Here is an 11,713-nt window from a genome sequence, read left to right as displayed (position 1 = left end):
CAACAAACCGTGAACAAACAGCCGTTTTATGACCGATCATTCACCAGCCGATTCATTCATCATTCAGTCGATAGCTGCTCAAGTTGTCCTACGATCTGGCGCGCATTGTCACTCAAGGCCACACTCCATAAAATTTCTGGTGCACGTAAGCAACCAGCAGTCAAGGCAAAACCCCCAACCTAAAGAGGGTTAGCTGATAAGCAGGAGGCTAGTTATTTCAATAGGTAACAAAAAGTGTTACCTATACGCACCAGGTAACACTCTTGAGAGGCGGGACTCGCCTTAGGCTAGGCTTTTGCTAACGACTTCGTAGACATCGCTGGAGAGTTCACCCGAGGCGAGGATTCGCTCTAGCTCGGCCTTCATCAGCACCTGGCGAGCCGCGTCGTATTTGCTCCAACGCGTCAACGGCGCCAACTGGCGAGAGGCAATCTGCGGGTTGAGGCCGTTGAGCGTAATCACCAGATCGGCCAGGAAGCGGTAACCGGCACCGTCTGCGCGGTGGAAGTTGACCAGATTCTGGCCGGCGAAAGCACCGATCAACGCCCGCACCTTGTTCGGGTTTTTCAGGGTAAACGCCGGATGCTGCATCAGTTGTTGAACCCGCTCCAAGGCGCCCGGCAGGGTGCTCCCCGCCTGCACGCTGAACCACTGATCCATCACCAGCGGGTTGTCCTTGAAGTGCTCGGCGAAAGCCGCCAACGCCTTGGTCTTTTCCTCGGCAAACGCCGAGTTGACCAGCACGGCCAGAGCCGCCAGGCGCTCGGTCATGTTGTCACAGGCTTCGTACTGCTCCAGGCAGGCGCCGAGTACTTCTGGCTTTCCACTCAACATTAAGTATGAGAGCGCGATGTTTTGCAGGCTGCGCCGGGCGAAATGCGCCGCTTCGGCGACATACGCACTGTGCCGAGACGACTCACGATTGGCCTGATAACGCTGCCAGAGCGGTGCGAACAAGGCCTCGGCCAGTTGCTGCCGAGCAAACTCGCGGGCGGCATGGATGGCATCGACGTCCGCGCTCTCGCTGATTTCGGTGAGATAGGCCTCGCTCGGCAACGACAGCATCTCGGCCACCATCGCCTGATCCAGCTGCTGGTCTGCCAGCACGGTGCGTAACGCAGCCACCAGCCGCTGATCGAGCAGCAGCTTCTCGCCACGCTGGTGCTGACCGATCAGCTCTTGCAGCACCTGCACGGCCAACTGTTGGCCCGCCTCCCAACGGTTGAAGCCGTCGGAGTCGTGCTGCATGAGGAACATCAGTTGATCACGATCGTAGGGGAAACTCAGTTTGACCGGTGCAGACAGGCCGCGCAGTAACGACGGCAAGGGTTTCTCGGCCAGATCGACGAAGGTGAACGACTGCTCGGCCTCGGTAACGGCAAGCACTCGAGTCTCGCCCAGCGCCTTGGCTTCGCCGGCCAGACGCAGTGGCAGCGCCCCACCCTGGCCATCCAACAGACCCAGCTCGAGCGGAATCACGAACGGCAGCTTCTGCACCTGCCCCGGCGTGGCCGGGCAGCTCTGGCGGAAGGTCAGGGTGTAGGTTCTGCCCGCCGCATCATAGGCCTCGCTGACTTGCAGGCGCGGCGTGCCGGCCTGGCTGTACCAGCGCTTGAACTGGCTCAGCTCGACGCCATTGGCGTCTTCCATGGCCTTGATGAAGTCATCGCAGGTCACGGCCTGGCCATCGTGGCGCTGGAAATACAGATCGGTGCCCTTGCGGAAACCCTCGGCGCCGAGCAGGGTGTGGATCATCCGCACCAGTTCCGAGCCCTTCTCATACACCGTCAGGGTGTAGAAGTTGGAGATTTCGATAAAGCTGTCCGGGCGCACCGGGTGCGCCATCGGGCCGGCATCTTCGGCGAATTGATGGGTGCGCAGGTAGGCCACGTCCTCGATCCGCTTGACCGTGCGCGAGTTCATGTCGGCGGAGAACTCGGCATCCCGGAACACCGTGAAGCCTTCTTTCAAGGACAACTGGAACCAGTCACGGCAGGTCACCCGGTTACCCGACCAGTTATGGAAATACTCGTGGGCAACCACGGCTTCGACACGCTGGTGCGCGGCATCGGTGGCAGTCTCGGCCTTGGCCAGCACGCAACTGGAGTTGAAGATGTTGAGGCCCTTGTTCTCCATGGCGCCCATGTTGAAGTCGTTCACGGCGACGATCATGAAGATGTCCAGGTCGTACTCGCGGCCATAGACCTCTTCATCCCAGCGCATGGAGTTCTTCAAGCTGTCCATGGCGTGCTGGCACTTGTCGATATTTTCCGGCTCGACATAGATGCGCAGTGCCACTTCGCGCTGGCTCATGGTGCTGAAGGTATCTTCGATGCACCACAGATCACCGGCGACCAATGCGAACAGGTAGGCCGGCTTCATGAACGGGTCTTCCCAGGTCGCCCAATGCCGACCACCCTCCTCCGGTCCACTGGCAATCGGGTTGCCGTTGGACAACAGCACCGGATAGCGATGCTGCTCGGCGCTCAGGGTGGTGGTGAAACGGCTCATCACGTCCGGGCGATCGAGGTAATAGGTGATCTTGCGAAAGCCCTCGGCCTCGCACTGGGTGCAGAACATGCTGCCGGACTTGTACAGGCCCTCCAGGGCGGTGTTGCTTTCCGGGTGGATGCGCACGCTGCTGTCGAGGGTGAAGCTGGCCGCCAAGGGCTGCAAGCGCAGGTGGCTATCGCTCAACTGGTAGTCGGCAGCCGACAGCTGAATGCCGTCCATGCTCAGGGACAACAGTTCCAGCTGCTGGCCATCCAGCACCAGCGGCGGCAGGCCGGCGCCACGTTCAGGATTGCGGCGCATCAGCAGTTGCGCATGAACCAGGGTGTGGTCCTCGAACAACTCGAAGGTCAGATGGGTCTCGTCGATCAGGTAGTCCGGCGCCTGATAGTCCTTCAGGTAAATCATCTTCGGTTGTTCGGTGCGCATGGCTTATGGCCCTTTACGTTCAGGAATGCACGGCGAGTTGGTAAGCCGTGTATTTGCGGATATTGATGACGCCGGTATCGAACAGCAGGTATTGGCCCTTGATGCCCAGCAGCGTGCCTTCTGCGATCGGGTCCTTGTCCAGGTTGAAGCTGGTGATCTTGGCCGGGTAAGCCTCGATCGGGTAACGAATCTCGGTGGGTTCCAGGTCACTTAACTGCTGAATCGCCTGCAAGCCAAAACGCTGCTGCAACGCCTGCAGGCCTTCACCACAGGACGCGAACAGCTGCTCGCGAATCGCCGGCAGATCCACCGGCGGCGCATCGCCTTTAAGCAACGCCCGCCAGTTGGTCTTGTCCGCCACCTGGCTACGCAGCAGATCCTCGACCAGGCCGGACTGCTGCCGGGTCGCCACCCGCAAGATCGGCAGCGCCTGAGTCGCGCCCTGATCCAGCCAGCGGGTAGGCACCTGAGTCGCGCGGGTGATGCCGACCTTGACCCCGGACGAGTTGGCCAGATAGACCACGTGATCGGTCATGCAGAACTGCTCACCCCAGCTCGGCTCGCGACAGGTGCCGGCCTCGTAGTGGCACCTTTCCGGGCTCATGATGCAGATATCGCACTGCGCCAGCTTGGTCATGCACGGGTAGCAATAACCCTGGCTGAAGCTGGTTTTGGTCTTGCGTCCGCAATGGCTGCAGTGAATCGCGCCGAGGTACTCCAGACGCAGGGTTTTACCGATCAGCGGATTGACCGGCAGCTCTTCATCACCCAAGCGAAACGCGTACTGCACCGGCGCTTCCAGACGCGCCGACATTTTGCTTAACGCACCGCGGCCAAGCTCGCTCAATGGATGACATCCGATTTGAACAGAAGGTTCGGCACTGGCGCGGATTTCGAGCTGCACTCCTGCGGCCCCATGTAACCGGTGCGCTGTTCCTCGGGCAGATTTTGCAGCTCCCAGGCGATGACGGCCTGCAAACTCAGTTCTTTCTGCTCCTGGCTGAGCTTGCGGCCATCCGACCATTTGCCGATTTCAACTGCCAGCTTGAGGCTCTGGTAAATCTCGGGGGTGATGTTTTCAATCATTTCAGCAAAAGACGACATGAACGCCTCCAAACATAAAGTGGCAGTTTAACGGCGCAGGCTCGCCAGCGCACCGCCTAGCAGCCCCGTGGCACAGCCCACCAGCAAGCCACCGACATGCGCACCGTTGGCAATCGCCCCGAAGCCCAAGGTCTCGGTCACGCCGGACAGGCAGACCAGCAACCAGATCAGCATCATCACCACCACGCCCTTGGGCAAGTGATACGCCGTGCTAGGCGCCAGCCGCTGGAAAATCCAGCAGTGCCCGAGCAGGCCATAGAGCACACCGGACAGCCCGCCGAACAACGCAGGCCCGGCAAAGACATACTGGACGCAGTTGGAGACCAGACCGAACAGCAGCGTCAGCCCCAGCAGCATCACGCCGCCTTGGCGCGCCTCGATCCGCCGCCCCAGCTCCCAGAACCACATGGCATTCATCGCCAGATGCAGCACGCCGAAATGGATCAGCATCGGCGTGATCAGCCGCCACCACTGTCCGGCGGCCAGGCTCTCGGCCAGCGGCGTGAACACGATGTAGTCACCCTGAATCTGGAAGTCCTGAAAGCTCAGCCAGCGGATGGTGGCGAAGTTGTCGCCGAGCAAGGTCACCCCGGCCACCAGCAAGGTCAGCAACAGCACCCAGGTGGTCAGCGGGTTGTCGCGCAGTTGCTGGACAAAGCCGCCCGTATTCTCCGGGGCCGACGCTGGCACCAGCTGAAAATCGGGGTCACCCTCGGGAAAGCGCCGATAAAGGCCGCGCACATCCGCAGCCAACTGCTCGCCCGGCACCCACAGCACCTGCTCGCCGGATTCCTCACTGACGCGATGCGGTACTTGCAGGCGCTGCAACAGCGCCACAAAGCCGCCCAGATTAACGCTCAGCGGCAGACGCAAGACTTCAACAGCACTCATTGCACTAGCTCCGGCCGCTCAACTTCAACCCAGACGAACTTACGCGGGTCGAGGCGGGTTTCTTGATCCAGGCGATAGGCCACCAACTTGCCGGACAGCACGGCGCTGTAATCCAAGCAGGCCAGGTTCGGCCGAATCGGCGCCGGCTTGCCGCTTCGCCAGTAATGGCCGACGAACAACAGCGGCTCTTTCGGCCCATAGCGCAGCAGTTCGGTTTTTTCCGCGGCGGACAGCGGCGTCTGCGCCACCAGCTCGGGCAAGGCGTCCGGCTGAAACACGATGTCACCGTAGGTTTGCGGATCTTCTTCCCAGAACTTGGTGCGAAAGAACGCGCGGGTAAAGCCATCGTCGCTGGTCAGTGTCAGGCCGTGGGGCAAGCGCATGTCCGTACCGCGCAACAGGCGGTTAAACACCCTATCGGCAAAACTGCCCGACACCGCGGAGGCTTGCAGGAACGACTCATCCACCCGGCCGTCGGCATACAGTGCGCGCAACGACTCGATCAAGCCGGCATCCCAGCAGGCATGCACGACGCGGAAGCGACCGGCATCGATAAACAGCGGCAACTGATAAAACCAGCCGAGAAACTCACGCCACTCGCCCGGGTAAGCCTCGAACTGCGCCAGACTTTCTTTGATCAGCCGCGTATGCCGCGGCGTGTGCTCACGGACATAGTGCCGACCGCTACCCGGCAGCGCCGGGGTGCTCCAGCCGAGCGCATTGAACTCGTGGTTACCCATGATGCACAGCGCTTGGCCCGCTTCGACCATGCCATGGACGATATGCAGCGCCTCACGAATGCGCGGCCCGCGGTCGATGATATCGCCGAGAAACAGCGCCAGGCGCCGTGGATGACGCCAACTGCCAGCCTGCCGACGGTAACCAAGCCTATCCAGCAAGCGCTCGAGGGTGCGGGCGCAGCCGTGCACGTCACCAATCAAGTCGTAGCCGCGCGCCGGATCGAGCAACATTTAATCCCCTCCGCCACCGAGCCTGCTGCCCCAGCCCAGTTTGGTTCGGCAGACCTCGTAATAGTTGTGCTCCAACGGGTGAATCAGGCAGAGCTTCTGTGGCTTCTTGCTGATGGTGATGGTGTCGCCGGGCGCACAGGTGAAGTGGTTTTGTCCATCGCAGGAAACCTGCGGATAGATCTGCATGTCCTTGGCGACGACGATTTTCAGCTCACTATTGCCATCCACCACAATCGGCCGGCTGGACAGGGTATGCGGGTACATCGGCACTATGACGATGGCGTCCAATTTAGGGTGCATGATCGGCCCGCCGGCCGACAGCGCATAGGCGGTCGAGCCGGTGGGCGTGGCGACGATCAGGCCGTCGGCCTTCTGGCTGCAGACGAACTGACCGTCGATGTGCAGCTCGAACTCGATCATCCGCGTGGACTTACCGGGATGCAGCACCACATCGTTGAGGGCGTCGCCCTGACCGATAGTTTCGGCATGCCGGCGCACCTCGGCCTCCAGCAGGAAGCGGCTCTCCACCAGGTACTGGCCGTCGAGCACCCCGGCGACCTTGACCTCCAGCTCATCCGGGCGGATATCGGTGAGAAAACCCAGGCTGCCGCGGTTGATCCCCAGCACCGGCACCTTATGCTGGGCCAGCGCCCGCGCGGCGCCGAGCAGGCTACCATCGCCGCCGACGACAATCACCAGATCGCAGGCCTCACCCAGGCTCTTGCGCGACGAGGTTTGCAATCCGTGGCCCGGCAACACCTCGGCGATGGTGTCCTCGAGGATCACGTGCAGATGGCGATCGAGCAGGAATTTCTTCAGCCGGCGAATGGTATCGAGCACCTGCGAACTGCCCAAGCGACCGATGATGCCGATATTGCGAAATTGCTCCATGGGGCTCCTACGGGGCTCAGGGACAGTGAAGTTAGGCCGATTATGGGCGAAAGCCGCCGACAGCGGCAAACCAGTGCCGCGACCTAGAAGTTCGACACAGCGCTGGCCACTGGGTTTTGTCGCGAGGCCTGGCGCCACGAGGCGGCATAGTCGGCTATGGCTAGGAGTGGCAAGGTCCAAGAGGTGCGGCCAGGATCGGCTGAAACCTGTGTCTCGAGGCAGTAATACCTCTTTTGTAAAGACAGGCGCTATGCTCGCAGAATGATGCCTTTCACCGCGCTTGCCGACCTGCCCCGCCAGTTGCACCAGCCCCAGGTGCGCGATCTGGCCTGGGTGCTGCTCGCCCCACCGATACTCAGCACCACCCCGTGGCCACAGCGTCATCCACTCAGCGCCAGTGCCTGGGCCGCTGCGCCGGAACAACTGGCCGACTGGCTGCAAACCCTGGACCGCAATAGCGCGGCGCTCGAGGCCTGGTTAGCCCAACATTCGGTGCGGCGCCTCGGCCTGTATTACGAGCGGCTTTGGCAATTCGCCCTGAGTGCGGCACCAGGCATCGAGCTGATGGCGGCTAACCTGCCGATCCGCCAAGCCGGGCATACCTTGGGCGAGCTGGATCTGCTGCTGCGTGATGCCGAGGGCGTGCACCACCTGGAGCTAGCGATCAAGCTCTACCTCGGTCCCCAACACGGCGATGGCACTGCCGCCGCGTGCTGGCTCGGCCCTGGCAGCCATGATCGGCTGGATCTCAAACTGAACCATTTGAGCCGGCATCAGCTGCCCCTCTCCGCTCGCCCCGAAGCACAGGCAGCGCTGGCCGAGCTCGGCATCACACAGATTCAGGCCGAACTCTGGCTCGGCGGCTACCTGTTCTACCCCTGGCCCGGTTGCAGTGAAGCTCCGCACGGTGCTCAACCGCAGCATCTGCGCGGCCGCTGGCTGCACCGCCGCGACTGGCCAGCCTTCCTCGCCGCAAGTGCCATGGGGCGCTGGCAACCCATACCTCGACAGACCTGGCTGGCGCCGGCGCGGGTGGTCGCAGCGGACACCTGGACGCCATTACAGCTGGCGCAATGGCTGACTCAACTGGACGAGCATGCGCCGGCCCAACTGCTGGTCAGATTTACGGAGAACTCAGCGGGGAGCTGGGAAGAAGCCGAACGCTTATTTCTGGTCGCCGATCAATGGCCACAACGGGGCGGCGAGGGGAAAGCCAGGCCGTAGGCAGAGCGAAGCGGCTCTACCTAGCCTACAGATACCGCGATCGGTAAACGAGCTAGCGGCTACGCTCGGTGCGCCCGCCGGAGCGTGCCAGGTAGCCCGGACCACTTTCGCAGAGCAGGCCGTCACGCAGCACCGCCGGCAAAGCGTCCAAACCATCGCGCAGGGCATACGCCTTGAATCCCAACTGCGACAGGAGAAAGACCGCACTGGCGCTGCGTTTACCGCTGTCGCAATAACACAGGTAAGTGCGTGCCTTATCCAATAGCCGAGCCTTCAAGCGCAGCAGTTGCAACGGCATGTTCAGCGATTCCAGGGCATGGGCGCGTTCGTACTCCTCTTGCAGCCGCACATCCAACCACTGCGCGCCAGCGGATAGCAGCCGCGCCGCCTCACCGAAAGACACCTCGTCGACCACCGGTGCCTTGAGCAAGGCGAAGAAGTCCTGGCGATCCAGACGCAAGACCACGCCATCTTCGAGCATGGTCACGGTGGCGTTGCGCGGCCGGTCGGCCAGCAGCGCCTCCTCACCGAAACACGCGCCGACTTCCAGTTCGGCCAGCACCTGATGCGCGCTGCCCGCACTGCGAATCACCTCGGCACGCCCACTGTTCAAGAAGAAGCAGCAATCGCCCTCCTCCCCCTCACGCAGCACCGTGCTCCCGGCTGGCAGCTCGATGCGCTGCAAACGTTCGAGCATGGCCCGCACATTCGGCGACGGTACTTTGGCGAAGAGGGGGTTTTCCAGCAGCCGCTCGAGCCACTCCACGTCCTCGCCGGCCTGCCCCAACTCCAGCAGCAGATCCTGATAGGCCAGGCGCCAGGTCAACAACCGTGTCAGGGTTGCGCTGTCCAGCGTCAGCAGGCTGACATCGGTCAGCGCCCGGGCCTCATGCAAGCGCGGTAGGCTGGGTGACAGCGGATGGCAGCTGGCTTCACTGCCCGCGAGCAGATGCTCTTCTTCTCCGTCGACAGAACGCAGCAGCAGTTCACCCGCCAAGAGGTAATGGGTCAGCCGCGCCTGATCACCCTGGCGGAACAGCAATTGACCGGCCAGCACGGGTTGCGGCACTAGCTGATCGCGCAGCTCGCGCCACTGCTGTTCGGAGAGCACGTTGAGCGGCGTCAGGCTGCGCAGCTGTTCGGGATTCAGGGGATCACTCATAAGGATATCCAGACTCCACCGGTCGAAGCTCAGCATCACCGGCCACAGGTCCAGCCAGATCGCGCAAGCGCATCGGCTCGTTGTTCATATCATTGTTCATACGGGCGGCCCTGCACCCCTGCAAGCCGCCCGTATGGACGAAGAGCAGGCGTGTACCAGGGGCAAAGTAACCGGCCTCAACCTGCTGGCGCAATGCCATTAATGCTTTCGCGGTATATAACGGTTCTAGCGGCACGCCGCTGCACGCCTCAAGCTCAAGAATAAAGCACGCCAACTCGGCATCGACCTTGGCAAAACCACCGCGATAGGCGTCCAGCAACCGATAACCACGATCTGCCACGCCTGCCTGGCACAGAATCGTCTGTACCTGCTGCGCCACGCCATGATCGCCCGGCACCGCCATAGCGCCGAACACCGGATGCGCACCCGCCTCCGCCAGCACCAAGCCAGCCAAGGTAGTACCCGTGCCCACGGCCAGCCACCAGCCGTCATAGTCAGCCCAACCGAGCGCAGCCAACTGCTCGCGCGCCTGCGTCACCAGCGCCGCACAGCCCAGCGCCCCCGGCAAACCACCACCGCCCTCCGGCACGGCGTGCAGCTTGGGGTAGCGTGCCTGCCATTGAGCCCAGAAATCCGGCCGATGCCGCGCTCGATAACCGCCGTAGCCGAGCCAGTGCAGTTGCATGCCCCACGCCTGCAGATCACGCACGGTTGGCGTGTCTTGCGGTTCACCGCGCAGCAAGCCGGCGGTGGGAAAGCTAAAGCGCTTTCCCGCCGCGGCCAGGGCATGCAGATGATTGGAATGCGCCCCGCCCAGGCTGATCAAGCCATCGGCACCCACCGCGGCGGCGCTAACCAGATGCGGGGTCAGCTTGAACCACTTATTGCCGGAGATCAGCGGGTCGATCAGGTCGAGGCGCAGCACCGCCAGCTCGACAGCAGCCTGCGCCAGCCAATCGAGCTGCAAAGGCTCAAGTGGCGCCCTTGGGGCCCACTGCGGAATAACCAGAGACAAGGCTTAGCTGACGGTGCGCAGGCGGCTGGCCTTATGCCGCGCACAACAATTGGAGTCGCCCGCGACGAACCGACTGGGGCTGTCCACCCGCTCGATCGGCATGGCGCAGCGCTCACCGCTGGACAAGTTCGCCTCGCAGTTCGGTTGCTGGTAATGCGCCAGCCACTGGAGATATTGCGCTTGCGAAACGAAGCACTTGGTCGCGGCGTAGGCCAGCGGATTGTCCTGATAACGGGCGACATCCTGCAGCGGGATAGTCAGGTGACCGGCACCCGGGTGATAGACGACGAATACCACGCCGAGCTTGGTCAGCCGCTCGAGAATCTGTTCGCCGCCTTGGCTGGCAAACGCGTCACGCTCACACTTGAGGCGCTCGACTTCCTGTTGCAGTTGCGCGTCCAGTTCGTTGCGGTAGGCCAGCTCAACGTCACGAATGGCGATCTGCTCTTTGTACTCCACTACCGCAGACGCGATCTTGGCTTGCAACTCAGCATCAAACTGCGCACGCAGGATATCGCTCTCGGTGCGGCCATGGTGCTCCAGAGCCCGCAATTGCTGGGTCATTTCTTCGCGGTTTTTCTGCAAGCCATCGGCTTGCGCGGCTAATTGCGCCTTGAGGTTCGCGTTGAGTTCCTCCTGTTGACGCAAAGCCAGGTGCAGGCCATGGATTTGCACCTGCAGCGTTTTATTCTGCTCAGCATTGGCCAGTTTGAGTTTGGCCAACTCCTCTTCGTGTTGCTGGCCCAGGCTGCTGATCCGCAGACGCTGCTGTTTGATCAGTTGCGCGGTTTTCAGGCGGTGCTCCTGATCGTTTTTCTCAGCCAGTTTCTCCGCCACCTCCTTGGCTGGATCCGGCGCATGCCATTTGTCCTCGGAAGCCATTTGCAAACGTTCGGGAGCGACTGTCTGTGCCGAGTCATCCTCAACCAGCAAGCCCAACTGATTACGCTTGGCCGCATCGCGCAGCAGTACGAGGTCGTTCTGCCCCGGCGCCAGGCTGGGGTCCCACAGGTGCATCTGCTGCCAGGACACCGGACACTGGCTGCGGCAGGCCAAACGAATCGGCCCCGCACCGAGGTCTGGGCCACGCCCGGAGCGCTCGGCCAGATGCCGTAGGGGGATATTCCAACCGCTATCGGCCAAGCCCTTCTTGTCGAAATCCAGATAGAAGAACACCGCCGCGCGGATTAACAGACGCGGGTTGATCAACACATAGGCCACGCGCACCTGCTGATCGGCGAACTCCGGCATAGTCACCATGCCGTCGAGCAAAGCCTCGAATTCTGGAAAAAGCATTTCCTTGCAGATGCCGCGCTCACTGAAGAACATCACGGCTTCCACTATCTGTGGCTTGTTCTGCATGCTCATCGGCTTCCCTCTAGGCCAACACGGCGATAGTCCACTCGGGGGTGACGCTCCTGGCAGCCTGAGTAAAGGCGGCAACACCAGGCGTTATCCCGTGATATCGACAAGTCTAGGGGAAAAAGGGGCGCGGGCAATGTGACTGGGTTGGCA

The 11,713-nt window shown here is 61.9% G+C and carries 10 protein-coding genes; 1 reads left to right on the top strand and 9 read right to left on the bottom strand.

Annotated features, from left to right (window positions below; genetic code table 11):
* Positions 1-282: 282 nt before the first annotated feature.
* The 6 genes from pepN to FFS12_RS02825 are packed head-to-tail and all read right to left on the bottom strand — an operon-like array spanning position 283 to position 6,797.
* The gene (pepN, locus tag FFS12_RS02850; RefSeq protein ID WP_137885433.1) at positions 283-2,940 is read right to left on the bottom strand and encodes an aminopeptidase N; all 2,658 of its coding nucleotides are present in this window, start codon (positions 2,938-2,940) and stop codon (positions 283-285) included.
* 19 nt (positions 2,941-2,959) lie between these two features.
* Entirely contained in the window at positions 2,960-3,787 is an 828-nt protein-coding gene (locus FFS12_RS02845) for a DUF2797 domain-containing protein (RefSeq protein WP_137885432.1), read from the bottom strand.
* Positions 3,784-4,044, bottom strand: a complete 261-nt coding sequence (locus tag FFS12_RS02840) for a YeaC family protein (protein ID WP_137885431.1) — start codon at positions 4,042-4,044, stop codon at positions 3,784-3,786. The genes FFS12_RS02845 and FFS12_RS02840 overlap by 4 nt, the downstream gene beginning before the upstream one ends.
* A 27-nt stretch (positions 4,045-4,071) precedes the next feature.
* A complete protein-coding gene (locus FFS12_RS02835) occupies positions 4,072-4,935 on the bottom strand; it encodes a rhomboid family intramembrane serine protease (RefSeq protein ID WP_137885430.1) in 864 nt (287 codons plus the stop codon).
* The gene (locus FFS12_RS02830; RefSeq protein WP_171011797.1) at positions 4,932-5,906 is read right to left on the bottom strand and encodes a metallophosphoesterase; all 975 of its coding nucleotides are present in this window, start codon (positions 5,904-5,906) and stop codon (positions 4,932-4,934) included. The genes FFS12_RS02835 and FFS12_RS02830 overlap by 4 nt, the downstream gene beginning before the upstream one ends.
* A complete protein-coding gene (locus FFS12_RS02825) occupies positions 5,907-6,797 on the bottom strand; it encodes an NAD(+) kinase (protein WP_137817934.1) in 891 nt (296 codons plus the stop codon).
* A 261-nt stretch (positions 6,798-7,058) separates the two neighbouring features.
* Here FFS12_RS02825 and FFS12_RS02820 point away from each other — a divergent pair, with 261 nt between their 5' ends.
* Positions 7,059-8,021, top strand: coding sequence for a DUF1853 family protein (locus FFS12_RS02820; RefSeq protein WP_137885429.1), 963 nt, complete (start codon positions 7,059-7,061; stop codon positions 8,019-8,021).
* 52 nt (positions 8,022-8,073) lie between these two features.
* On the opposite strand, the gene FFS12_RS02815 is transcribed toward FFS12_RS02820, so the two are convergent.
* From FFS12_RS02815 to FFS12_RS02805, 3 genes are read right to left on the bottom strand one after another with little or no spacing between them, the layout of a single operon-like run.
* Positions 8,074-9,183 (bottom strand): cyclic nucleotide-binding domain-containing protein, encoded by a 1,110-nt coding sequence (locus FFS12_RS02815; protein ID WP_137885428.1) that lies wholly within the window; start codon positions 9,181-9,183, stop codon positions 8,074-8,076.
* On the bottom strand, positions 9,176-10,198 hold the full coding sequence (locus tag FFS12_RS02810) for a 1-aminocyclopropane-1-carboxylate deaminase/D-cysteine desulfhydrase (RefSeq protein ID WP_372239443.1): 1,023 nt from the start codon (positions 10,196-10,198) through the stop codon (positions 9,176-9,178). Before FFS12_RS02810 ends, FFS12_RS02815 begins: the two co-directional genes overlap by 8 nt.
* 3 nt (positions 10,199-10,201) lie before the next feature.
* Positions 10,202-11,566 carry a chromosome partitioning protein ParA gene (locus FFS12_RS02805; RefSeq protein ID WP_137885427.1) on the bottom strand — a complete coding sequence of 455 codons (1,365 nt, stop codon included), beginning with the start codon at positions 11,564-11,566 and terminating at the stop codon, positions 10,202-10,204.
* Positions 11,567-11,713: the final 147 nt, after the last annotated feature.

Origin of the sequence: Pseudomonas sp. 2FE (assembly GCF_005503735.1) — a bacterium.
GTDB lineage: Bacteria > Pseudomonadota > Gammaproteobacteria > Pseudomonadales > Pseudomonadaceae > Aquipseudomonas.
This window is presented reverse-complemented; position numbering and strand designations above follow the sequence as displayed.

What these genes read in the sequence shown, in the direction of transcription:
- pepN (WP_137885433.1), bottom strand. Translation starts at nt 2,940, where the DNA reads ATGCGCACCGAACAACCGAAGATGATTTACCTGAAGGACTATCAGGCG.
- FFS12_RS02840 (WP_137885431.1), bottom strand. Translation starts at nt 4,044, where the DNA reads ATGTCGTCTTTTGCTGAAATGATTGAAAACATCACCCCCGAGATTTAC.
- FFS12_RS02835 (WP_137885430.1), bottom strand. Translation starts at nt 4,935, where the DNA reads ATGAGTGCTGTTGAAGTCTTGCGTCTGCCGCTGAGCGTTAATCTGGGC.
- FFS12_RS02830 (WP_171011797.1), bottom strand. Translation starts at nt 5,906, where the DNA reads ATGTTGCTCGATCCGGCGCGCGGCTACGACTTGATTGGTGACGTGCAC.
- FFS12_RS02825 (WP_137817934.1), bottom strand. Translation starts at nt 6,797, where the DNA reads ATGGAGCAATTTCGCAATATCGGCATCATCGGTCGCTTGGGCAGTTCG.
- FFS12_RS02820 (WP_137885429.1), top strand. Translation starts at nt 7,059, where the DNA reads ATGATGCCTTTCACCGCGCTTGCCGACCTGCCCCGCCAGTTGCACCAG.
- FFS12_RS02815 (WP_137885428.1), bottom strand. Translation starts at nt 9,183, where the DNA reads ATGAGTGATCCCCTGAATCCCGAACAGCTGCGCAGCCTGACGCCGCTC.
- FFS12_RS02805 (WP_137885427.1), bottom strand. Translation starts at nt 11,566, where the DNA reads ATGAGCATGCAGAACAAGCCACAGATAGTGGAAGCCGTGATGTTCTTC.